This is a genomic window from Tepidamorphus sp. 3E244 (assembly GCF_046159835.1).
Lineage (GTDB): Bacteria > Pseudomonadota > Alphaproteobacteria > Rhizobiales > Tepidamorphaceae > JACKJK01.
This window is the reverse complement of the sequence record NZ_JBJXCY010000001.1, coordinates 1,011,631-1,035,276: the sequence shown is the minus strand read 5'-3', so window position 1 is coordinate 1,035,276 and position 23,646 is coordinate 1,011,631. Positions and strand designations below refer to the sequence as shown.

At 63.3% G+C, this 23,646-nt stretch carries 19 protein-coding genes; 4 read left to right on the top strand and 15 right to left on the bottom strand.

The window, feature by feature from the left end:
- Window positions 1–5: 5 nt before the first annotated feature.
- From ACKTEK_RS04965 to ACKTEK_RS04950, 4 genes are all read right to left on the bottom strand, one after another.
- On the bottom strand, window positions 6–482 hold the full coding sequence (locus ACKTEK_RS04965) for a TRAP transporter small permease (RefSeq protein ID WP_409164135.1): 477 nt from the start codon (window positions 480–482) through the stop codon (window positions 6–8).
- Between the two features lie 170 nt (window positions 483–652).
- The gene (locus ACKTEK_RS04960; protein ID WP_409164134.1) at window positions 653–1,651 is read right to left on the bottom strand and encodes a TRAP transporter substrate-binding protein; all 999 of its coding nucleotides are present in this window, start codon (window positions 1,649–1,651) and stop codon (window positions 653–655) included.
- Between the two features lie 68 nt (window positions 1,652–1,719).
- The gene (locus ACKTEK_RS04955; protein ID WP_409164133.1) at window positions 1,720–2,484 is read right to left on the bottom strand and encodes an alpha/beta fold hydrolase; all 765 of its coding nucleotides are present in this window, start codon (window positions 2,482–2,484) and stop codon (window positions 1,720–1,722) included.
- Window positions 2,485–2,617: 133 nt separating this feature from the next.
- A complete protein-coding gene (locus ACKTEK_RS04950; RefSeq protein WP_409164132.1) occupies window positions 2,618–3,547 on the bottom strand; it encodes a LysR family transcriptional regulator in 930 nt (309 codons plus the stop codon).
- A 125-nt stretch (window positions 3,548–3,672) separates the two neighbouring features.
- Between ACKTEK_RS04950 and ACKTEK_RS04945 the strand changes: the two genes are divergently transcribed.
- Window positions 3,673–4,014: an NIPSNAP family protein gene (locus tag ACKTEK_RS04945; protein ID WP_409164131.1), complete on the top strand. Its 342-nt coding sequence runs from the start codon at window positions 3,673–3,675 to the stop codon at window positions 4,012–4,014.
- A gap of 124 nt (window positions 4,015–4,138) precedes the next feature.
- Complete coding sequence (locus ACKTEK_RS04940) at window positions 4,139–6,031, top strand: flavin-containing monooxygenase (RefSeq protein WP_409164130.1); 1,893 nt, start codon at window positions 4,139–4,141, stop codon at window positions 6,029–6,031.
- A gap of 964 nt (window positions 6,032–6,995) precedes the next feature.
- Here the strand turns inward: ACKTEK_RS04940 and ACKTEK_RS04935 are convergent.
- Window positions 6,996–7,190, bottom strand: coding sequence for a thiamine pyrophosphate-dependent enzyme (locus ACKTEK_RS04935; RefSeq protein ID WP_409164129.1), 195 nt, complete (start codon window positions 7,188–7,190; stop codon window positions 6,996–6,998).
- A gap of 455 nt (window positions 7,191–7,645) precedes the next feature.
- On the opposite strand from ACKTEK_RS04935, the gene amt reads away from it, so the two are divergent.
- Window positions 7,646–10,945, top strand: coding sequence for an ammonium transporter (gene amt, locus ACKTEK_RS04930; RefSeq protein WP_409164128.1), 3,300 nt, complete (start codon window positions 7,646–7,648; stop codon window positions 10,943–10,945).
- A gap of 17 nt (window positions 10,946–10,962) precedes the next feature.
- Here amt and ACKTEK_RS04925 read toward each other — a convergent pair whose 3' ends face one another.
- The 8 genes from ACKTEK_RS04925 to ACKTEK_RS04890 form a co-directional block, all read right to left on the bottom strand.
- Complete coding sequence (locus ACKTEK_RS04925) at window positions 10,963–11,715, bottom strand: DeoR/GlpR family DNA-binding transcription regulator (protein ID WP_409164127.1); 753 nt, start codon at window positions 11,713–11,715, stop codon at window positions 10,963–10,965.
- Entirely contained in the window at window positions 11,715–13,397 is a 1,683-nt protein-coding gene (locus ACKTEK_RS04920; protein WP_409164126.1) for an ABC transporter permease subunit, read from the bottom strand. The genes ACKTEK_RS04925 and ACKTEK_RS04920 overlap by 1 nt, the downstream gene beginning before the upstream one ends.
- Window positions 13,394–14,434: an ABC transporter ATP-binding protein gene (locus tag ACKTEK_RS04915; protein ID WP_409164125.1), complete on the bottom strand. Its 1,041-nt coding sequence runs from the start codon at window positions 14,432–14,434 to the stop codon at window positions 13,394–13,396. The genes ACKTEK_RS04920 and ACKTEK_RS04915 overlap by 4 nt, the downstream gene beginning before the upstream one ends.
- Before the next feature lie 110 nt (window positions 14,435–14,544).
- Window positions 14,545–15,552: an ABC transporter substrate-binding protein gene (locus tag ACKTEK_RS04910; RefSeq protein ID WP_409164124.1), complete on the bottom strand. Its 1,008-nt coding sequence runs from the start codon at window positions 15,550–15,552 to the stop codon at window positions 14,545–14,547.
- Between the two features lie 533 nt (window positions 15,553–16,085).
- The gene (locus tag ACKTEK_RS04905; RefSeq protein WP_409164123.1) at window positions 16,086–16,859 is read right to left on the bottom strand and encodes an enoyl-CoA hydratase; all 774 of its coding nucleotides are present in this window, start codon (window positions 16,857–16,859) and stop codon (window positions 16,086–16,088) included.
- Entirely contained in the window at window positions 16,856–18,061 is a 1,206-nt protein-coding gene (gene pcaF / locus ACKTEK_RS04900; RefSeq protein ID WP_409164122.1) for a 3-oxoadipyl-CoA thiolase, read from the bottom strand. The genes ACKTEK_RS04905 and pcaF overlap by 4 nt, the downstream gene beginning before the upstream one ends.
- A gap of 8 nt (window positions 18,062–18,069) precedes the next feature.
- Window positions 18,070–18,879, bottom strand: coding sequence for an enoyl-CoA hydratase/isomerase family protein (locus tag ACKTEK_RS04895; protein WP_409164121.1), 810 nt, complete (start codon window positions 18,877–18,879; stop codon window positions 18,070–18,072).
- Entirely contained in the window at window positions 18,876–20,402 is a 1,527-nt protein-coding gene (locus ACKTEK_RS04890; RefSeq protein ID WP_409164120.1) for a class I adenylate-forming enzyme family protein, read from the bottom strand. The genes ACKTEK_RS04895 and ACKTEK_RS04890 overlap by 4 nt, the downstream gene beginning before the upstream one ends.
- Before the next feature lie 133 nt (window positions 20,403–20,535).
- Here ACKTEK_RS04890 and ACKTEK_RS04885 point away from each other — a divergent pair, with 133 nt between their 5' ends.
- Window positions 20,536–21,333 carry an IclR family transcriptional regulator gene (locus tag ACKTEK_RS04885; protein WP_409164119.1) on the top strand — a complete coding sequence of 266 codons (798 nt, stop codon included), beginning with the start codon at window positions 20,536–20,538 and terminating at the stop codon, window positions 21,331–21,333.
- Here ACKTEK_RS04885 and ACKTEK_RS04880 read toward each other — a convergent pair whose 3' ends face one another.
- Window positions 21,334–22,830 (bottom strand): 3-hydroxyacyl-CoA dehydrogenase, encoded by a 1,497-nt coding sequence (locus ACKTEK_RS04880; protein ID WP_409164118.1) that lies wholly within the window; start codon window positions 22,828–22,830, stop codon window positions 21,334–21,336. It abuts the gene before it with no gap.
- A 28-nt stretch (window positions 22,831–22,858) separates the two neighbouring features.
- The gene (locus tag ACKTEK_RS04875; protein WP_409164117.1) at window positions 22,859–23,638 is read right to left on the bottom strand and encodes an SDR family oxidoreductase; all 780 of its coding nucleotides are present in this window, start codon (window positions 23,636–23,638) and stop codon (window positions 22,859–22,861) included.
- Window positions 23,639–23,646: the final 8 nt, after the last annotated feature.

Sequence of the window (23,646 nt, the reverse complement as noted above, 5' to 3'; positions counted from 1 at the left end):
CCTCTTCAACCGCGCGCAAATTGCCGCGCGATATCGCGCAGTGCGATGGCGAGGACGTGGAGCGCCAGCAGGGTCAGCCCGATGGGGATCGCCAGATAGACCGTGAACATGGAGATGCCGAGCGTCGGGGAGCTCTGCGAGGCATTGAGCGCCGCGTAGCGGTAGCCGTAGTAGACAATTGCCGAGAGTGCGGCGAGCACCGGGATGGACGTGGCAAGCGTGATCGCGATGCGCAACGCTCTCGTATTGATCCGATCCAGGAGGTCGAGCGCGATCATTTCGCCGCGTTCAAGTGCGATGCCTGCAAAAATGAACGTGATCCAGACCAGCATGTAGCGGCTGAGTTCGTCGGACCACCGGAACGACGCGCCGAACACGTAGCGCGCGACGACCTGCGCACCGACGGCAAGAAGGATCGCCGCTATCGAGGTGATCGCGAGGAGCCACATGACACGCCGATAGGCGTCCAGCACGCCTGACATGGCGCGCGAAATCCCCGAGGGCGGCGTAGGTGATGGCGTTTCGTCGTCGGGATGCATGTGCCGCCAGTGCTCAAAGCGGAGGGACGATCCCGCCGTGGCGGATCTCGCCCCTCACCAATTCATGGGCCGCAGGATTTTCCGGATAGGCAGCGGCCGTACCAGCGGCCTGATCAGTTGCCCGACCCGGTCTTGCCGACCATCTTGCGAACCTTCTCGACGAACGTTCCGATGCGCGGGTCCTTGCCGATGTACTCGTCATAGACAGGCTGAACAAGCTTCTCCAGTTCATCCTGTTCCTCGAATTCGCCAATCTTCACGCCGAGTTCCCGGAGCTTGGCGAGGGCCTCGTCATCAAGCTTTGCCGTAGCCATCACCTGCTCGCCGGTGGTTTCGGAGACAGCGTCGCGCAAGGCCTGCTTCTGGTCGTCGCTGAGCTGTTCCCAGCGCGCCGGATTGATGACGACGACGGCTGAGAAGAAGTACTGGCTCGTCGGCGTGAAGCTGTTGGCCACTTCGTAGAACTTCTCCGAATAGATGGAGGTCGCGTTCATCTCGACCGCGTCCAGAACACCAGTCTGGAGCGAGGTGTAGATTTCGCCGAACGCCATTGGCGTGGCGTTGACGCCGATCGCTTCCCAGATATCGAGGTGAAGCGGAGCGGGCACGACGCGGACCTTCAGCCCTTGCAGCTGGGACACCTTGGTCACCGGCTCGCCGACATTGGCGAAGTGGCGCAGGCCACCTTCATAGAGCCCGAGGGGGACGACACCGATATCGGCAACACCCTCCAGCAATTCGGCCATGGCATCGGAGGTGAGAACCTTTGCCCAGTCCTCGTAGCTGGTCACGAGAAATGGCAGCTGCAGCGCATCGAGCAACGGCGTGTAGGCGGAAAACGTGGAGGCTGAGACGAGTGCAGCGTCGATTGTGCCGAGACGCACGCCCTCCAGAAGCTGCTTGTCGTCCCCGAGCTGGCGCGCCGGAAAGATCTTGATCTCGACGGCCCCGTCGGTCTTCTCCTCGACCGCCTCCTTAAACATGGTCGCGCCCATGTGATACGGATTGTTGGTCGCGGTCACGTGGCCAAGGTTGAAGGTCACGTCGGCCGCCATCGCGGTCCCCGTCAGCGTCGCGGCAAGCGCGGCTGCGGCAAACATTCTACGAAACATGGTGTCTCTCCCAGTCGTTTGATTGTTGTCTTTTCGCCCGCCGTTTCTTTGCGGCTTGGCGCGTTCGTTTATCCGGCGGTCAGCAGCCTGGCCGTTTCCTCCGCCTTTTCGGCATGAGGCAGATGCCCGCAATTCTCGATGAAGCTGACACGCGCGCCAGGCACGGCGTCTTTCCAGATGTTCGCCGCCGATGCCGGCACGATCCCGTCTTCCTTGCCCCACACGATATCGAGCGGAACATCAATGCGATGGAGCCAGTCCTTCAGGCCGGGATTGGCGAAGCGCGGACCCATGGCGTAACGGCACGTTGCAACGCGGTTCTTCAGGTCTGTGTCAGCCTGCGCGTGGCTCGGCTCCACCGACAGCAGCTTTTCGGCGATCCCCTGATTGGCAAAGAGCTTGCGCGTCAGTTCCTCGCGCGACCAACTGAAAAGGTCACGCACCGGAGCGCCCGCGGGAAGGACTCCTGCCGGAGCAACCAGCGTGACGCGCGACAGGCGGGACGTGTTTCGAACGGCCAGCTCCGCGGCAATCCAACCGCCAAGCGACGTGCCGATGAGGTGCACGTCGCGCAGGTGCAGCTCGTCCAGCAGGTCGAGATAGAAGAGCGCCAGATCCGCGACCGACCCGATATGTTCCGGGCATTGCGAGCGTCCGAACCAGGGATGTTCGGGTACGAGCAGGTCGTGATGCACGGCAAGTTTCTCGAACAGCGGCGACCAGCCGGCAACACCGTTGGCACCATGGAGAAAAAGCGCCGGCGTGCCCTCCCCGCCGCGGTAGAGGCCGATATCGACCCCGCTGACTGTCTTGATGTCGGACGTGAAACCCATGAATAGCCTTGTTCTTCCCCCGCGAGGCCGGAAATGGCCCAGCCCGATGCACGGTATCGGTCGGAGGTCGGTGAACAAGGGTGTTGGGGGTGATAGATGCTATCAGCCAGACGCATAGCTGATGGAGCTGTCGCTACTTCCGCTCGGTGAAGCGCCGCCATGACTCGCTCACGTCCTGCAAGCGGCTTTCAAGCATGGAGATGAACCGCCGTCCGGCCAGCGTGATCGGGCGGCGCTGGTCATAGACGAGGAAGAAATCGAAATCGATGACCGGCCGGCTGATGGGATAGATGAACAGGCCCTGCTGCTTCGCGAGGGTGCATACGCTGACATAGGGCGTAAGCAGACCCCAGCCGGAATCGCGCGCCAGTTCGAATCCGCCGACCCAGCCGTCAATCTCGATGATGTTGGACGCATTTATCTCACCCTCGGCGACAAGGTCGCGCACCTTTCCCGAAAAACTCTGCTTGATGAACGGCAGGATCAGCTTGAGATCGGCGACATTGCGCAGATCGCAAGGTGTGCCTGTCGGTCCGTTGATGGGCTGGCCCGAGACCAGGACGACTTTGTCCTGGTAGACGAGCCGCTGGATCATCCCGCCAGCTTCGCTTGGCCGCGCACCGAGCGAAAAGTCGACGTGTCCGCCTGCCGCCCATTCGGTCAACGTCCCGGTATAGGCCTCGGCGATGGATATCTCGACCTGCGGATAGCGCTCCATGAAGGCCAGCAGCACATCTGAAAGCAAACCCCGGTTCAGTGAGGGCGGGAGGCCGACCCGCACGCGACCGGAAACGGTCTCGGAATCAGCGATTTCGGCCATGGCCTGCCTGGCGAGCGCAAGATCGCGGGTGATCGAACGCCCATGCTGGTAGAGTTGCGTTGCCGCAGGTGTCGGCTTCACGCCGCGTGGCCCGCGTTCGAACAGGCGAACGCCGAGTTCCTCCTCGAACTGACGGATCTGCATGCTGAGCGCAGGCTGACCAACACCGGCCTTGACCGAAGCCTTGTTGAAGCTGCCCTCTTCGAAGACCCACATGAAGTAACTCATCTTCCTGAGGTCCATCGTCGTTTCGTCCTTGGCTGATCTTGGTCAGGCATCAGTAGCACTGATAGCCAGCATCTTGCCATCCCACCTACTGCTCCCGCTCTCCCCTTTTAGACTGCGCGTTTCTGACGAGGCGAGAGGCAATGGTTGCGATGATCTACGAGTGGCGCGTCTACACGGCGAACGAAGGCTGTTTCGAACGGATGAAGCAGCGCTTCGTCGATCACACGGCACGCATCCTCGCGCGGCACGGCATCGCGCTGCTCGGGTTGTTCGAGGCGCCGGATGGTGACGGGAAGCTCTATTACCTGACCGCCCACGCAGACGAAGCCAGCCGCGACAACGCATGGGCCGCCTTCAAGGCCGATGAGGAATGGCAGACCATCAAGCGCGAGTCTGAAACCGACGGACCGCTTCTGTCCGATCAAAGCGCGCTGACCCTTGCCGCCGTCATTGCGCCGCCGTTGCCGGACACGGCGCGCTGAACGCGCTGCGCTTCACCAGACATCCAAAGACTGCACGAGGCCGCTCATGACCGCGACGACAGCCGCGAAACCGGTGCAAGCCCAAGACAGGATCGCGTGCGCATGCCGCACCGCAACGGCCGACATGGACGTTCTGCGCAACGCGCTTCAGGACGCTGACCCGGTCCCACTCGCCATGGTCCACGCGCAGCTGACCGGGAACTTCACGCTCCTGGAAGCATGCGAGAAGCATGTCGAAGGCGCCTGGAGTTTCCAGCAGAACATCCCCAACGAGTTGGCAGCCCGCATCCGTGCAGGCGTGGAGCAGGCTCTGGCAGACTGTGCGTCCGGCACACATGCGGCAATCCCGCATCCGGATACGCTCCGGTTTCGTGACATCATGAGCCCGGCCATCGGGCAGCGGTTGCCCGACAACTACGCGCAGATGTTTCTCGAAGAGTTCGATGCGGAAACAAACGACTTGCGTGACGTGCACTGGCGAAAGCCGCCCAGGCCGGAAACGCTGGCAAGGTTCCGCGTCGCCATTGTCGGCGCGGGCCTGTCCGGCATCTGCATGGGTATCAAGCTGAAGCAGCTCGGCATCCCCTTCACGATCTACGAGAAGAACGAGACAGTTGGCGGGACGTGGTTTGAGAACCGATATCCGGGTTGCGGCGTCGACATTCCAAGTCACTACTACTCGTTTTCCTTCGCACCCAAGAGCGACTGGGACCACCATTTCGCCAAGCGCTCCCAGCTCTGGCGCTATCTTGAAGATTGCGTCGACAGGTTCGGCATCCGCGAGGACATCGTTTTCGGCGTGCAAGTCGAGGATGCGCGGTTCGATGAAAATCGCGCCCGGTGGATCATCGACATCGTCGAGAGTAACGGTCACCACCGCACGGTGGAGGCCAACGTTCTCGTCACTGCAGTCGGCCAGTTGAACCGCCCGTCAATGCCGGATATCGAGGGTCTCGACACGTTTGCGGGCGAAGTCTTCCATACGGCGGCATGGCCCGATGGCGTCGAGCTTGCGGGACGCAAGGTCGCGATGGTCGGGACCGGCGCCAGCGCCATGCAGGTGGGGCCCACCATCGCCGCGGAGGTGGAACAACTCGACATCTACCAGCGCACACCGCACTGGGCGATGCGCAACGCCAACTATTCCCGCGAAGTCAGCCCCGGAATGAAGTGGGCGCTGGCCAACATTCCATCCTTCGACCGCTGGTACCGGCACCTGCTGTTCTGGGCCTCCAGCGACAATCTTTACGCCTCGCTGCAGAAGGATCCGGACTGGGCGCGTTCGGAAATCTCGCTCAACGCCGAGAACCAGAAGATGCGGGAGACGATCCTCGACTATATCCGCTCGCAGATCGGCGATCGGCCGGACCTGATGGAAAAGGTCATTCCCGACTACCCGCCCTACGGCAAGCGGATGCTTCGCGACAATGGCTGGTACACCATGCTGCGACGGGAAAATGTCGAACTGATCTCGGGTGGTGTCTCGCGCCTTGAAGCCGACGGTGTGGTCGACCAGCATGGCCACAAGCGTGAAGCCGACGTCCTCATACTCGCAACCGGCTTTCAGGCGCGCCGTCTGCTGTGGCCGATGGACGTCACCGGGCGCGACGGCATCGAACTCCGGGACATCTGGGGTGAGGACAATGCCCGCGCCTACATGGGCATGAGCGTGCCGGGCTTTCCGAATTTCTTCGTGATGTACGGGCCGAATACCAACCTCGCCCATGGCGGGAGCCTGTTCTTCCACGCGGAATGCCAGACCCGCTACATTCTCCAGGCCTTCCGAGAACTCATCGAAGGCGATCATGCTTCCCTCGAAGTCCGCAAGCACGTCCACGACGACTACAACGCTCGCGTGGATGCGCTGCACGAGAAGATGGTGTGGACGCATCCAGGCGCCGGGAACTGGTACAAGAACCGGCAAGGCCGTGTTGTCGCCAATTCACCCTGGAAGCTCGTGGACTACTGGGCCTTGACGCGCGAACTGAAGCCGCAGGAATTCATCTGGAATGAATGAGGATTGTCTCCCGAGGACGCAATCGCAGGCCGCGACGACAGCCGAACGCGCTGAGTTCCGTGCCGCAGATTGGTACCGGCTCGCACGGCCCTTAGCCGGTTTCGGCGGATGTGACGCCACTTGAAGCTCAGTCGCGCTGCGGTGTCTGAAAGCAGCTTTCTGTTGCCCGAGCGAAGGTGCCTGATCGGCCGATATGAGACCATTTTGGTTCGTCTGACAGCACAATTCCCAGCCCTGTTCCGGCCGCCGGTGACAGGGTCGGTTTTCGCGTGCTGCTTTTGCAGTGCCATGTGCATCGTCTCAGGATGCCGGGCAATGATCCAGTTCCGGCGGAGCGAAACCTGCCCGTATCGAGGATCGAGACCAGCCAATCCACGGCACGCTATCGTGCAGCAGATCTACCCCGATGCCCTTTGATCAATTTCGTCAACGACAGGTGGAACGAATGCGCGCGCTGAGGCATTGGCACTGGCATCTGGACGAGGCGATGCGTGTTGCCTGATCTTTGCAATCGTCGTCGGCAGCGATCTACGTTGATTGCAGATGGTGAAGTCTGGAGAGATATGTCGCGAAACGTGTTCGCTACCAGCTGAAAAGGTATTCATATAATGCGTGGAATTCTTGGACTTATTGTGACCATCTTCGTTGTTGTCATCATTCTCCGTCTTTTGGGCGTGATGTAGCAGAAACGTGTTTTGCCCGGATTCACGAACAGTCGAGTTTCCGTTGCTCTCATTATAGTGGAAGCAACCCCCCGTCCGGATCAAAATTATCAGCGGATCTGAATCACATTAAACAAGTTGCATTGCGCTGACCCGGGCGGCGGAAGCAGTCGCTCGGCAACAGTTCGTTGAGTCCTGAGCAGCTACGCTGATTGCTGATCTGTCCGCCGTCGGTTCGCCTGACATCGCATCAGGAAACATCCGTCATGCCCTTGGCCATGGCTGCGAAGTCGATATAGAGCTCAGTCATCGCGTGCCCGACCAACTTGTTCCACCGGTCTGCCGCGCGCGATGATGGCGACCTTCTCCAGATGGACTTCGTCGTTGAAGTAGGAGCGATTGTTGCAGACCACGGTGATGCAGGAGATGCGATGGCGCGCTGCTGTCCAGAATGCCGAAATTCCCATCATCGTGCCGCCGTCGCCAAGCACGGCCACGGGGATGCGTCGGGCCGTTGGGCGATGCCTGATGCCAGCCTGATCCAATCACGCTGGCGTTTCAAGGAGGGTATCGCCATGCCGATCCAAGGGGCCGGATCCAAGCCCCGGTGAACCGCGCCATCTGCTCATCCCATGATGCCTGGATCGGAGGCTCCATGAGCTTCTTCAGAGTCATGCGCGCCGGTTGGAATGCGGCGAAGATTGCCGTTTTGCCAGCCGACTGCCAGTCCGGAACTTTCCGGGTCTGTCTGACACGACGGCCTGCGGGCGGCTCCTGTACAGTCCCAGCATGATAACCAAGTGCTTTCACGGGGTCCGATTTGCGAATTCTTCGGTCAATTGCCTAAATACGAGGCGCTTTGCAGTTTTAATTCACTTGCTGCCAAGTTGACGGTGCATTTACGGGTTTTGTCATAAGTTTCTCTCGCAGGGTAAAGCGGGGGCTTCTTGTTATGGCATTTCAGAGCGCAATTCATTTGATTGCTGTGGCGGCGGCATTCAGTGCAACAGCCGAACCGGCTGCGGCGGACACTGCAAACCAGTCGCTGGGCGACCTCATTCAGGCCAACAGTTCCGCGCTGTCGCATACGACTGCCAACCTCGACATGGTCTGGGTTCTGGTTGCGGCCAGCCTCGTGCTGCTGATGCAGGTCGGCTTCATGCTGCTTGAAGCCGGCATGGTGCGCTCCAAGAACACCATCAACGTCGCCCAGAAGAACATGCTGGATTTCACCTTCTCGGTGATGCTGTTTGCCAGCGTCGGCTTCATGTTCGCCTTTGGCGCTTCAAACGGGTTCTGGGTCGGCCTCGATTCCTCGCTGCTCTTCCTGTCCAGCCTCGATTCCTGGGGGCTCGCGTTCTTCACGTTCCAGGTGATGTTCTGCGGCACGGCCGCGACCATCGTGTCGGGTGCCGTCGCCGAACGAATGCCCCTGACGGCCTACCTGCTCGGTTCCATCGTCATCGCGGGCTTCGTCTACCCCGTCTTCGTACACTGGGCCTGGGGCACGGCGCTGGTTGCCAACGAAGGTGCATTCCTCGCCAATATGGGGTTTGTCGATTTCGCCGGCTCGACCGTCGTTCACGGCACGGGCGCGTGGGTGGCGCTGGCCGCCTGCCTGCTGATCGGCGCGCGCAAGGGTCGGTTCGACGAGAATGGCCGGCCGATCCGTATTCATGGTCACAGCCCCGTTCTGGCCACGGGCGGCGCGGTGCTACTGTTCGTCGGCTGGATCGGATTCAACGGCGGATCGACGCTGGAGGCCTCCCCGGCCATCGCCGGCATCATCGCCAATACGGTGCTTGCTGCGGCGACGGGTACGGCCGCAGGCCATGCGCTGGGGTGGTGGCACGACCGGATCCTGCTGCCCGAGAAATCCATCACCGGACTGCTCGGCGGTCTCGTTGCCGTGACGGCCGGCGCAGCCGTCCTGACCGTCCAGGGCGCGATGCTGATCGGCGCGGCCGGTGGCACCGTCGCCGTCTGGGGTGTTGCGTTGCTTGAGCGCCGCTTCCGGATCGACGATGCCGTCGGCGCCATCGGCGTGCACGGCTTTGCTGGCATTGTCGGCACACTCGGGCTGGCGCTGCTGGCACCGGCTTCCGCTCTGCCGCTGGGTGATCGCTGGGCGCAGTTCCAGGTGCAGGCCCTCGGGGTCGGCCTCAACTTCGTGTGGGCCTTCGGCGTCGGGCTGCTGGCATTCGCGATGATCGCCCGGCTGGTGCGCCTGCGGGTGACCAAGCAGAGCGAGGAAATCGGCCTCAACGAGACCGAACACGGGACGCGGATCGGCATCGGCCACGTCGAAGATGCCTTCGGCAAGCTCGTCGAGGGCCGCGCCGACCTGTCGCTTCGCCTGGACATCGACGAGGGCGACGATGCGGAGCGTCTCGGCCGCCTCTTCAACTCGCTGATGGATACGATCGAGGACGAGGAAACGGCCAAGAGCGCCATCGCGGACAAGCAGCGGGCGGAAGAGGAAGCCGAACGGCTGTCGGCGCTGGCCAACGCGACGTTCGAGGGCATCCTGATTGCGGTCGACGGTCAGATCATCGACGGCAACGCGGCGCTGGAAGAGCTGGTCGGGCGGCAGCTTTCGGAAATGCAGGACCTGCGCGTGAGTGACCTGGTGCACGCCGACAGCCGCGAGGTCTTCGACACGCACTTCGCGAATTCCGACAGCAATCCCTACGAAATCCAGATCCTTCACGCAGACGGCACGGCCATTCCGGTGGAGGTGCGGTCGCGCGAGGTGGTCTATCGCGGTCTGGCGACGCGCGTTGCCGCCATCGCCGACCTGCGCGAGCGCAAGATTGCCGAGGAAAAAATCCGGCACCTCGCGCAGCACGACCCGTTGTCGGGCCTGCCGAACCGGGCCGTGTTCTCGCACTATGTCGAGGAGCGGGTGAAGAATACCCGCGCGGAAGATTCCCGGCTGGCGGTGCTGCTGATCGACCTCGACCACTTCAAGGACATCAACGACCTGCACGGCCACGCAGCCGGCGATCTCGTCATCCGCACGACCGGGCAGCGGCTCAAGACCTATGTCGGTGATCGCGGCATCGTGGCGCGTCTCGGCGGCGATGAATTCGCGATCCTCCTGGAACGTGCGGAATTCACAAACCAGGTCGTGGATTTTGCACACAGGCTCACGGTGACACTGGCGCAGCCGATCCTCGGCACGAAGGGGCTCATCCTGCATACCGGCGCGAGTGTCGGCATCGCGCTCTGCTCGACGGACTGCATGGACTCTGGACAGTTGCTGTCGCGCGCCGATGCCGCTCTCTACAAGGCCAAGGCGAAAGGCCGGAACACCTATTGCGTCTACGAACCGGGCATGGACGAGGAAGACCGGCAGCGCCGGCACCTGGATGCGGAGCTGGCCGTTGCCCTTGTCGAGAACCAGTTCGACCTGCATTTCCAGCCACGCATGGCGACCTCGACCGGCGAGATCATCAGCTACGAAGCCCTCATCCGCTGGAACCACCCCGAAAAGGGCCTCGTGCCCCCCGGCGACTTCATCCGCTCTGCGGAGCAGTCGGGCCGGATCGTGTCCATCGGAAAATGGGTCCTGGAAAGAGCCTGCCGGATTGCAAAGCAGCACCTGGGTTCAGCGCATGTGAGCGTAAACGTGAGCCCGGTGCAGTTCCGCGAGAAGAGCCTGCTGGAGACCATCAAAGCGATCCTGCAGGAAACGGGCCTGCCGCCGGAGCAGCTGGAAATCGAGATCACCGAAAACCTGCTGATCGACGACGACGAGCGCGCCCTGCGCACGCTGCGTGCGATCAAGAAGCTCGGTTGCCGCGTCGCGCTGGACGACTTCGGCACAGGCTACTCCTCACTGGGTTACCTGAGCCGCTTCCCGTTCGACTGCATCAAGATCGACCGCACGTTCGTGCAGGACATGAACACGTCGAAAAATGCCCGCGCCATCGTCGACACGATCATCCGGCTCGGGCGTGCGACGGACATGCGGATCGTCGCCGAAGGTGTCGAGCAGGCGGAAGAACTGACCAAGCTCGCGCAGCTGGGATGCGATGAAATCCAGGGCTACCTCGTGGGTCGCCCGCTGCACATTTCCCAGTTGCAGCGCAAGGCACCCGACGAGGTGCTTGCAACGCTTGGCTCGGTGCACAGCATCCGCAACGGACTCGTGACGCAGCTGCGCGGTATCAGCGAGGGCGAAGCAAACCGGGACACGGCCTCCCAGGAGGACCGACCCGCAAAGACGGCAGCGATAAAGCGCGTTTAAAGCGCACTTCGCCGCGCTCAATTCACGACGGTCACACCGCGTTCGCGGAACGGCTCCAGTTGCGCCGCCGTTGCTGCCTGGCTGGTGACGAGTGCGCTGATTTCATCGGCGCTCCACGACTGGACCCGGCTGGTTTCGCCAAGCTTGGTATGATCGGCCAGCAGCACGTTCTCGCCTGATTGGTTGGCCATGGCTATCGCGATCTCGGCTTCCTGCAGATCGTGAAAGAAGACGCCTCTCGTTGGATGAACGGCCACCGGCGAGGAAAAGCAGAGGTCGACCCGAAAGCGGCGGATCTCGGAGAGCGTGAGTTCGCCCCACGTGGCAGGCACTTCCGGGGCCATCGTGCCACCGAGCAGCAACACATCCTTGCCGGCGCTCTGTAGCGTGGTCGCGATCTCCAGCGAATTGGTGATCACCGAGACGTCCGACAGTTTCGCCAGTTCCCGCGCAAAGATGGCAGTGGTCGTCCCGGCATCCACCATGATGGAAAAGCCGGGCTGAACCAGGCTTGCCGCCTTGCGCGCAATCTCGGACTTGGCGCGGACCTGTTCCTTCTTGCGCTCGAGAAACGGTTCCTCGGAGATCGGCTCGGGCAGCACGGCACCGCCATGCACGCGGTTGACCTGCCCCACCTTCTCAAGGTCCAGCAGGTCACGACGAACGGTCTCCCGCGAGACACCCAGCATGTCCGCCAGTTCGTTGGCGCTGACCTGGTGCCTTGCGGCCAGCAGGGAAACGATGCGCTGGTGACGTTCCTTCGCCCACATCACACGTTCCCCTTCGTGCCCTGGCGTTGGCCCATCCAGGCGAGCATGCCCTTCATGCCGAGAAGCGCAACGCAGACCACGGCCATGACGCAAGTCGAAAAAGCTGCCGCCTGCGAGGTCAGTCCGGCGTCGTCCAGCCGCATGATGGTGACGGCCGCGACGCTTAGGTCCGGAGTGGTGAGGAACACGACCGCAGACAACGTCACCATCGAGCGCATGAAGAGGAAGAAGAAGACCGAAATCAGCATCGGCGCGATGAAGGGGGCGACGATGTCGACAGCCGTGCGCGCCAGCCCCGCACCCAGGCTGCCGGCGGCTTCCTCGAGCGCGCGGGGAAATTGCCGAAAACCGGTCATCACGGTGAGGAAGCTCTGCGTGTGGTAGTGGTAGAAATTCACGATCGCGATGAGCGCCGCCGTCCCGTACAGCAGGTAGAGCGGCGTCGCGGTCGAATTGAACGTCAGGATATAGGCAAGGCCCAGCACCATTCCGGGCACCGCTGCGGGTATGGCCGCCAGCATCTGGATCGGCTGGGCCACGCCCTTTGGCAGCCGGCGCAGCCCCAATCCAAGCAGGAAAACCGCCAGCGTCCCCCCGGTCGCCGCCATCAGCGAGATGACGATGGTCATCCAGAGCGAGGAGTACCCGCCCGCCAGGGTGATGTCGTAGTGCTTGGGCGACAGCGTCATGTTGTAGGGCCAGAGCGTCACGAAGCTGGCATAGACGACGATGCCGATCACCAGCACGATCCCGGCGCAAATGATCGCAGACAGTGCTGCCATCAACAGGTCGCGGAGCGGTGAAAAGGCCGGTCGATATGGCTGCTGGCCGGTGTCCTGCCCGACGGGCTGGCGTTTCATCGCCTGCCGCTCGATGGCATAGGAGATGACAGTAGGCAGCAGCAGCATGATCCCAACCACGGCGCCCATGTTGAAATTGCGCTGCCCGACGACCTGCGAATAGATCTCCGTCGCCAGCACGGAATAGTCCCCGCCGATCACCGCCGCATTGCCGAAGTCGGTAATCGTGATGGTGAAGCAGACGAAGGCGGCGTTGAGGATGCCGAAGCGCGAGGTTGGGATCGTCAGGTCGCGGAACTGTCGCGAGGGTGAAGCCCCCATGACGTCGGCTGCCTCGTAGACGCGCGCGTCCAGCAGGACCAGCGCCGCGCCGATGATCATCACCGCCTGCGGCAGGGCATACAGCGTGTTGGCGATCAGCAGGCCCCAGAAGCCGTAGATTTCAATCTCGATGCCCAGCGCGCGGCTGATGACACCATTGCGGCCAAGCAGGAATATCAGCCCCAGCCCCTGTACCAGCGAGGGCGCCAGAAGCGGCAGCACGATGATGCTGCGGATCAGCCATTTGCCGCGAAATGCGCAGCGATACAGCCCGTGCGCGATGATGAACCCGAGAAAGATGCTGAGGGCGGTCGTCGCGCCGCCCATGACCAGAGAGTTCCCGGTCGCGCGCCAGAACCCGACCGACCCCAGAACACGCGTGTAGTTCTCAAGGCCGTAGCCATCCCCGACCGTCACAGAGCGCAGGAAGACGATCAGCATCGGGTAGAGGAAAAAGATGACGAGCCCGAGCAGCGGCACGCCGACGCAGACCAGCGTGAGCAGCCGATCTGCATCCACGCGCCGGCGCCGCGGTGCCGCCGTCGTATCCGCCAGGCTCATGCCGCAGCTGCCGCGGGCTTGTCGGCCACGTCGTTCGTGACCCAGATGCAGGCCTGCGGCGGGATGCTCAGATCAACCCGGTCGCCCTCGCGGCACGGATTGGCGCCGTGGGTCTCGATGACCAGCGGACCGATGGGACTGTCGACCTCCAAGCGGCGCAGGTTGCCGAGAAAGCTGATGCTGCGCACGGTGGAACGACCGTCCGGTGCCGGGGTCAGGTCAATCTGTTCGGGGCGGATGCAGGCGACATGGCTGTCATCGTCGCTTGCCGGGCGCGCATCCAGCAGGTCCGGGTATTCGCGCCGGATCGCATCGGTCGGGATGATATTGCTGATCCCCATGAACTCGGCGACGAAGCGCGTCGCCGGGCGCTGATACAGGTCTTCCGGCGTGCCGGACTGCATCACGACGCCGTGGTTCATGCAGATGATCTTGTCGGCCAGCGCGAGTGCTTCCTCCTGGTCGTGGGTGACCATCAGCGTGGGGATCCCGAGCGTGCGCTGCACATGGCGGATTTCGCTGCGCAGTTCCGCGCGGACCTTGGCGTCGAGCGCAGAGAGCGGCTCGTCCAGCAGCAACACGCGCGGGTCGACCGCAATGGCGCGCGCCAATGCGATCCGCTGCTGCTGGCCGCCAGAAAGCTGGCCCGGAAAATTGTCAGCGACCTGCGGCAGCTTGACGAGTTCCAGCAGTTCGCTCACGCGCCGCGCGATGTCGGGCGTGCTGATCCCGCGGATCTTGAGGCCATAGCCGATGTTTTCGGCCACGGTCATGTTGGGAAACAGCGAGTAGGACTGGAAGACGATGCCGAAGCCGCGCTTGCGGGCCGGCATGCCGGAGAGCGGTGCGCCTTCCAGCATGATCTCGCCCCCATCGAGGTCCGACAGCCCCGCGATCAATCGCAGGAGCGTGGTCTTCCCGCACCCGGATGGCCCCAGCAAGCAGACGAATTCACCGCGTTCGATCTCGATCGAGACGTCGTTGAGCGCTGTGAAGTTGCCGAAAGTTTTCCTGGCATTCTCAACCGTCAGGTACATGGAATCTCGTCTTCCACGGCTGGACGGGGTCCCCCGAAGGAGACCCCGCGTGGTGGCAGCAAATGGGCGGCAGCAGATGGGCGGCAACGCGTGCCGCCCAAGGGTTGCTCTTAGCGGCCCAGCTTTTCCTTCCAGGTTTCCTTGACGGCTGACTGGTCCTTGGCAGCCTTGACGAAGTCGATGTCCGCCAGAACGGTCGAGATGTCAGCCGGCAGGCCGGCAGCCTCGGCAGCCTTCGAAGCATCGACGCCCGGCACGGTGATGAGCGCCTTGTATTTCTGGTAGAGGCCGATCGCCTCCTCCGACATGGTCCAGTCGAGGAAGGCCTTCGCGGCTTCCTTGTTGTCGGAGCTTGCCATCAGGCCGGAGGCTTCGAGTTCATAGCCGACCCCGCCTTCGGGGAAGACCATGGCGAGCGGGTAGCCTTCCTCGATGGACTGCATCGCGGTGAAGGCCAGCGAGATGCCCACCGTGTATTCGCCCACGCGCGCGGACTTGCAGGGCTTGGAGCCGGACGACGTGTACTGCGCCATGTTCGGGTCGATGGCCTCAAGCTGCGCCCAGCCGGCTTCCTCGCCCATGCTCTGCAGGACGGCATTCACGTGGAGATAGCCCGTGCCGGAGGAATTCGGGTCCGGCATCAGCAACTCGCCCTTGAAGGCCGGGTTTTCGAGGTCCTTCCAGCTCTTGGGCATGGGCAGGCCCTTTTCCTCCAGGCGCGCGGTGTTCACGCAGAACGCTCCCATGTAGCCGATCGGCGCGAACCACTTGCCCTCTGCACTGCGGAACGTGTCGGGCAGAACATCGACGCCCTTGGCTTCATAGGATTCCAGCATCGCGAGAATCTGCGGGTCCATCATGGCACTGACCGCCCAGCCCCAGATCACGTCGGCCTGCGGGTTGCCGGCTTCCGCGAGAAGACGCGCACCCAGCTTGCCGGTGGACAGGCGCAGCACATTGATCTCGGTGTCGGGCATCGCCTTCTGGGCGGCCTCGACATAGGCGGCGATTTCTTCTTCCTCGAGTGCGGTGTAGACGGTGAGCTCGTCGGCCGAGGCTGCGGTCGCCATGCCAACGGCGGCGAGAGAAACCGCCATGAATTTGGTCCAGCTCTTCATTGTCGTCTCCTTGTTGGTGCCGAAATCGTTGTGCCGAGGGTCTGACCTGAGGGATGCCGGCCATTCCCATGACGCGTTCCGAATGCCTGCACGATCCCTGCAGGCTTGGGGATATCTGTGCAGTTTTGCATTTTTGTGCGCGCTGTCCACGTTTAATTTCGGGCCCTTTTGCGGAAATTCCCGGCACTCAAAGCGAACAAATTGCGCAGCGGCATGAGGGGGCATCGCGACGTCGCCCTGTTTGAAGGGAGTCTGGCAGCAAGGAAAACTGCAGAGGTTACACGCCCCTGCCTTGCCTTCGGTGCCGCTGGCAGCCGAAGACGGCGGACAGACCGATCACTCGGACTGTCCGTGTTGTGACCTCTCGACTAGGCCTTGTCAGGGAACGGGAAACAGGCACGCATTGCGAGGCGTGCAAAAGGTCACGAAGCCGTTTTGGCGAACGGCTTCGTGTGCAAGTCCGGCTTCACGCGGATCGCGCTTCTGTGCCGACCCGGCCTTGGGCGAACGCGCGTGGCCGGAGCTTCAGTGGCTCAGGAACCGGTGAACTGCGGCTTGCGCTTGTCGAGGAAGGCGCTCATGCCCTCCTGCTTGTCGCGGGTGGCGAAAAGCAGTTGCACGGCCTTGCGCTCCAGTGCCAGCGCAGTCGAGAGCGGCGCATCGGGACCCGCAAGGATGACTTCCTTGATCTGTGCAACCGCAATCGGCGGAAGCTTGGCGATCTGGCCGGCAAGCTCGGTCGCCCGCGACATGACCTGGTCGTCATCGACCAGTTCGCTGACCAGCCCCATCGAATAGGCTTCCTCGCCGTCGATGATCTTGCCGGTCAGGCAGAGCAGCATGGCGCGGAACTTGCCGACCGCGCGCGTCAGGCGCTGGGTCCCGCCGGCGCCCGGCATGATGCCGACCTTCACCTCGGGCTGGCCGAGGCGTGCGCCACGACCTGCAACGATGATGTCGGCATGCATTGCGAGTTCCAGCCCGCCACCCAGCGCGAAGCCGCTGACGGCGGCGATGACCGGGACGGGACAGTCGCCCACGGCTTGCCACAGCCGTTCCGTGTGGCGCTGGTACATGGCGACGGCGTCGAGCTCCGACATGTCCTGGATGTCGGCACCGGCAGCGAAGGATTCCTCGTTGCCGGTCAGGACCACGCAGCGCAAGTCCGGATCGTCGGCGAAGGAGCGGAAGACCTTGGCCATGTCCTTGCGGATGGCGAGGTTGAGCGCGTTGCGCACGTCCGGGCGGTTGAGCCTGACGATTGCGATGCCCGGCTCGGGCCTTTCAAGCAGAACGATCTCGCTCATCCGACATGCTCCAGTGCAAGTGCAACGCCCTGCCCGACACCGACGCACATGGTGCACAGTGCCCGCTTGACCTTGCGTTCCGCCAGTTCCTGCGTCGCGGTCAGCGCAAGTCGCGCGCCCGACATGCCGAGCGGATGGCCAAGCGCGATGGCGCCGCCATTGGGGTTCACGTGATCGGCGTCGTCCGGCAGGCCCAGTTCGCGCAGCACGGCGAGTGCCTGCGCGGCGAAGGCCTCGTTCAGCTCGATGATGTCCATGTCCGAGATCGTCAGGCCGAGGCGGTCGAGAAGCTTCCGGCTGGCCGGCACCGGGCCGATGCCCATGACGCGGGCCGGCACGCCGGCAGCCGCCATGCCGAGGATGCGGGCAACCGGCACGAGGCCGTGTTTCTTGGCGGCGTCCTCCGACGCGATGATGAGCGCGGCCGCGCCATCATTGACGCCCGACGCATTGCCCGCCGTCACGCTGCCTTCGGCGCGGAACGGTGTCTTCAGGCTGGCGAGCTTTTCAAGCGTCGTGTCACGCGGATGCTCATCGGTGGACACCTCGATTGCATCACCCTTGCGCTGGGGAATGGTGACGGGAACAATCTCGCGGGCGAACCGACCGGATTCTTGCGCCTTGAGCGCACGCTGCTGGCTGCGCAGCGCAAAAGCGTCTTGGTCCTCACGCGCGACCTTGTGGTCTGCGGCAACGTTCTCCGCCGTCTCGGGCATGGAATCGATGCCGTGCTGCTTCTTCATCACCGGGTTGACGAAGCGCCAGCCGATGGTGGTGTCGAAGATCTCGGCATTGCGCGAGAAGCCCGTCTCGGCCTTCGGCATGACGAACGGCGCGCGCGACATGGATTCAACTCCGCCCGCGATCATCAGGTCGGCCTCACCGGCACGGATGGCGCGCGCAGCCATGCCGACCGCATCGAGACCCGAACCGCACAACCGGTTGACGGTGACACCTGGCACGCTCTCCGGCAGGCCGGCCAACAGCGCCGCCATGCGGCCCACGTTGCGGTTGTCCTCGCCCGCCTGATTGGCGCAGCCAAGGATCACGTCATCGACGGCGTCCCAGTCGACCGATCCGTGGCGCTCCATGAGCGCACGCAGCGGGACAGTCGCCAGGTCGTCGGTGCGCACCGAGGACAGCGCGCCGCCGTATCGACCAATCGGCGTGCGGACGCCGGCACAGATGTAGGCCTCTTGCATGGATGACCTCACAGCGGGCAGTTGGGGGTGAAGTTCGGCTTGCGCTTTTCGCGCAGCGAGGCGAGGCCCTCCTGAACGTCGGGACCCTTGAAGCCCATGAATTCGAGCGCCAGCGAGGTGTCGAAGGTCGGGCCGGCCATACGCAGCCAGTTGTTGAGCGCGTACTTCGTCCAGCGCAGGGCGGTGGGTGAACCGGCCGCCAGCTTGCGCGCGACTTCCAGCGCCTTGTCGTGCAGGTCTTCCGGCTCGGTGCACAGCGACACGAGACCGATGCGCTCCGCCTCTTCGCCGCTCACCGGCTCGCACAGCATCAGGTAGTACTTGGACTTCGCCAGACCGCACAGCAGCGGCCAGACAATCGCCGCGTGGTCGCCCGCTGCAACACCGAGGCGGGTATGGCCGTCGATGATACGGGCGCTGCGCGATGCGATGGAGATGTCTGCCAGCAGACCGGCGACGAGGCCAGCGCCGACTGCCGGGCCTTCCATCGCGGAGACCAGCGGCTTGGAGCAGTTGACCAGGTTGTACACGAGGTCGCGGGCTTCCTTCCACACGCGGGTCAACGTGTCGAAGTCCTCGGTCATCTCCTTGACGAGGTCGAGGTCACCACCGGCAGAGAACGCCTCGCCCGCGCCGCGGATGATGGCTGCGCTCACGTTGGGATCACTGTCGATGTCGCGCCAGATCTCGACGAGCTCACCGTGCATGATCCGGTCAGCGGAATTGAGCCGACCGGGATTTTCCATGGTGATGCGCAGGATGCGCTCTTCCGGCCAGTCGAACTTCAGTCGCTGGTACTTGGCATAGCGGTCGGTCATATCTTCTTCTCTCTGTCGTTCCAGAAGGGCTCACGCAGGATGTTCTTCTGGATTTTTCCGATGGGAGTCTTCGGGAATGTCTCGACGAACTTCACCAGTTGTGGCCGCTTGAAGCGGGCGAGCCGCTCGGCACAGTGCTCGACAAGCTCCTCTTCACTGAGGGACTGGTCGGCTTTCAGCATCACGTAGGCGGCCGGCACTTCGCCCCACTTGTCATCGGGGATGCCGAAGACCGCGCATTCTGCGACAGCCGGGTGGTCGTAGATCGCGTTCTCGATTTCCTTGGGATAGATGTTCTCGCCCCCGGAAATGATCATGTCCTTGGAGCGATCAACGAGCGTGATGAAGCCATCCGCGTCGATGGTGCCGACGTCGCCGGTATGGGCCCAGCCATGCTTCCAGAAGGCCTCCGTCTGCTCCGGCTCGTTATAATATTCCAGCATGACGTTCTCGCCGCGCGAGACGATCTCGCCGATTTCGCCGACCTCGACGTGATTGCCGTCCTGGTCGATGATCGCGACGTCGACATTGTAGGCCTGGCGCCCGATGGAGCCGAGCTTCTCCGGCAGGTTCCAGTGGCGCAGCGAGGTGAGCACGCCCATTTCGGACTGCCCGTAAATCTGCGTCATCTTCACGTCCGGCAGCACCTTGAGCATCTCCACCTGCACCCAGTCGGGCATCGGTGCACCGGCGAACGAGAGTTTCCGCCAGGTCGCGAAATTGGCCGCGTCGAAGCCGGGGTCGGCCACCACCATGGAAACCTGCGTCGGCACCATGAAGGCTGCCGTCATGCCCGTCTTCTTGGCCATGGCGGCGAATTCGCCCGTATCCCACTTGCTGAGAAGCGTGGTTGTCGCGCCCGCCAGGATCGCCGGCTGGAACATGATGTTCAGCGCCGCGACGTGGAACATGGGCGTCACGATGCCGACCACGTCGCGCTCGTCGATGGCTTCTTCCACCATCACCGTGTGCGCAGTGATCATTCGGTTGCGATGGCTGCACAGCACGCCCTTCGGGCGGCCCGTCGTGCCGCCGGTATAGGTCATGCAGAAGGGGTCATCCTCGACGATGCCGACGTCGGGAAGCTCGTCGGACGCATCGGCGTAGAAGCTGCGGAACGCGTCCTCGCCCTCGCCGCCGATACGGATGGTCTCGTTCAGCTTCGGAAGTTTTTCGCGAACGGCCTCGACCTTCTCGGCGAAGATGTCTTCGTAGAACAGCAGTTCGATATCCGCCTTGGCAAGGACGTAGGCCAGTTCCTCGGGCGCATACAGCACGGAGACATTGACCAGCACAGCGCCGGAGCGCGCAACGCCGAAGAAGGCGATGCCGTACTCGGTGCGGTTGCGGCTGATGATGCCGACCTTGGCACCCTTGGTGAGCTTCCTGGCAATCAGCGCGTTCGCCAGCTTGTTGGCTGACTGGTCGAGCTCGCTGTAGCTGAGTGACTGGCCTTCCCAAAGGATTGCCGGTTTCTGCGGAAAGCGCTCTGCCGAGCGGCGCAACATGTCACCCGTGAGCATGGGCGCGACCTCCTTGCGAGATGTTCCATCCAATGGCGGCGCAGGTTTGACCTGCTGGCAGCAATTGCTGTCCGCGCCTTTTTGCAGATGACTTTCGGGAAAAAATGGGCATGCTGCAATCGGAAACTGCGGAATGGCATTCCGCACAGCGGATAGTTTTGACGGCGGCATGAGCGACAAGGACAGGCAATTCGTCGAGGCGCTGGCGCGGGGGCTGGCCGTGCTGGAATCCCTTTCCAGGGCGCAGAAACCGCTGACGAATGGCGACCTTGCCGAGATGACGGGGCTTGCGCCATCGACCGTCAGCCGGCTGACGCACACGCTTGTCGTGATGGGCTACGTGCGGCTCAGCCGCTCCAATCGCGCATACGAACTGACGCCGAAAAACCTGACGCTTGGCTACCCTGTCCTTGCCGGGATGCGGCTGCTCGAACAGGCGCGCCCGCACCTGGAACAGCTCAGCCGGACCACGGGCGAAACGGCGGCGCTCGCCATCCGCGACAAGCTGCACATCACGTTCGTGGCGGTGTTCGAGGGAAGCAACCTCGTTGCCGTGCGTCTGGCCACCGGCGGGCGACTTCGCATCCCCGTTTCTGCAGCCGGTATCGCACTGGTTGCCGCGCTGCCGGAAACCGAGCGGCGCATGCTGTCGACGCGGGTTCGCGCGGAGATGACGCGCACCGGCCAGGACCCGGAAACCTTCAACTCGGCGGTGAAGGACTGCCTGCGCGACGGTGTCGCCATCGTGCGCAACATGTGGAACCCGGGGATCGGCGGTGTGTCCGTCCCGATCCACAGCCAGGGCGAATATGCAGCCCTCACCATACCCGTTGCGACCGGCTCGATTTCGGAACAGACCATGCGCACGACACTGGCCGATGCGCTCAAGGGTGTTGCGAAACTGCTCGGACCGGCCCTGCATACGGACTGATCACATCTGTTGTGCGGGAAGCCCGAGGGTGGCCCGGCGGCGCAGCCACTGGCTGGGCCGGTAGCGATCATCGCCGCTCAGCGCCTGCGCCTGCGTCAGGATGGTGTGGACCACGTCGGCACCCAGCGCATCCGCAAGCTCCAGCGGACCCTTCGGGTAGTTCAACCCCAACCGCATGGCGAGGTCGATATCGCTCGGGGACGCCAGGCCGATCTGGGCCATCTCGCAGCCGAGGTTGGCAACCATGGCGGAAATTCGCTGGCCGATGAAGCCGGGTGAATCGGCGATGGCCGTCACCGCGCGCTGCGTCGCCAGCAGGGATACGACCGACGCACGAACACCCTCGTCTGCGCCCGGCGCGGTCATCAGTGTGACGCGCCTGCTCGTGTCGGGAACCATGTCGATACACACCAGCCGGCGATGGTCGATGCCGTTGCGCGCGGCATACGCGGTCGAGTCCTCGCCGACAGGTGCGGCAAGGATCGGGGCCTTGCCGTCATCGGCGTCAAGCAGGTTGGCGCCGCACTCGGTGGCCAGTGCACCAAGCTCCGGCGCATCGCCATGCACGAAGACGGCTGCCGCCGGTGCGGCATCGCTGGTAGTATCGGCGCTCGGCACCTGTGCGCCCTCGCCATAGGCGAAGAAGCCCTGCCCGCTTTTGCGGCCGAGCTGACCGGTTTCCACCATGTAGCGATGCAGCGGCGTGGACCGCAGGCGCGGGTCGCCGAACGAGCTTTCGTGGACGAAGCGCGTGACGGGGAAGTTCACGTCCATCCCGGTCAGGTCCATCAGTTCGAAGGGCCCCATGCGGAAGCCGAACCCGTCGCGCATCACAGCGTCGATCTGTGCAGGCGTGGCGACGTTTTCGTGCAGGATGGCCAGCGCTTCTGTCGTGTAGGCACGACCGCCAAAATTCACGAGGAAGCCCGGCGCGTCCTTCACCACCACCGGCGTGCGCCCGAGCCGCTTGCCCAGCGCAACCAGCGCATCCATCACCGCGTCAGTGGTCTGCGGTCCGCGAATGACCTCGACCAGCTTCATGACCGGAACGGGGTTGAAGAAATGGAGACCCGCGATGCGGTCCTGCTTGTCGAGCGTCGCGGCGATGGCACCGATCGGCAGGGAAGACGTGTTGGAGGCGAGAATGGCGTCCTCGGCGACGATGGATTCAAGGTCGGCGAACAGCGCCTGCTTGATATCCAGGTCCTCGACGATCGCCTCGACCACGACAGCGCAATCGGCCATGTCCTGCAAGGTTGCTGCGGGTTGAAGCCGCGCACTTGCCGCGTCAGCCTCCTCTTGCGGCATCTTCCCCTCGCCTGCCCGTTTCGCCAGGCGCTTGGCGATGCTTTCACAGGACGCTGCCGCCGCGCCGTCGCGCGTGTCGAACATGCGAACCGTGATGCCGCCGGTCGCGGCAACCTGCGCGATACCGGTGCCCATCGCACCGGCGCCGATCACACCGATGGTCAGGTCCGGCGCGTTCATGTCCCTCATGGGGAAACCTCTTTCGTATTCGTGGTGGTCAGATCAGGGCGCGCACGAGGCCGCCATCAACGGTGATGTTCTGGCCGGTGACGTAGCCCGCGAGCCGCGAGCACAGGAAACCGCAGACGGGACCGAAGTCTTCCGCCTCGCCGAGGCGCCCCATTGGAACGCTTTCGGCCATGCGCGCCTTCGCGGCTTCCGGGGTGATGTCCTCGCGCGCAGCCTGCGCGTCGTAGACGCGTTGCAGCGCGCCGGTGTCCATCAGGCCCGGCAGGATGTTGTTCACGGTGATGCCCTCTCGCGCGACCTCGCGCGCAAGGCTCGCCATGGCACCGGTCAGCCCGGCGCGCACACCGGTCGCAAGGCCCATGTTGGGATACGGCTCGCGAACGGTGAACGAGGTGACGTTGACGATGCGGCCAAAGCCTGCAGCGCGCATGTCGGGCAGGACCAAGCCCGCAAAATCGATTGCCGCGAGCATGTTGCCCTCCAGCGCCTTTCGCCAGACCTCGTGGCTGTGCTCTTCAAGCGGCCCGGGCGGGGGGCCGCCGGCATTGGTCACCAAAATGGAAATCGGCCCGGCAAGCTTTCGCGCTTCCTCAACGATACGGCGACGCTCTGCAGGGTCGGAGACGTCGCCAGCAACCGCATGGGCCTCGCCGCCCAGATCGGCCGCCGCCTTCTTCGCCTTTTCGGCATCGCGTCCGTTGATGACGACGCGCACGCCGGCTTCAGCCAGCGATTTCGCACAGGACAGGCCAAGCCCCTGCGTGCTGCCGAGGAGAAGTGCGTTCAGACCGGAAATGCCGAGATCCATGATGCGTC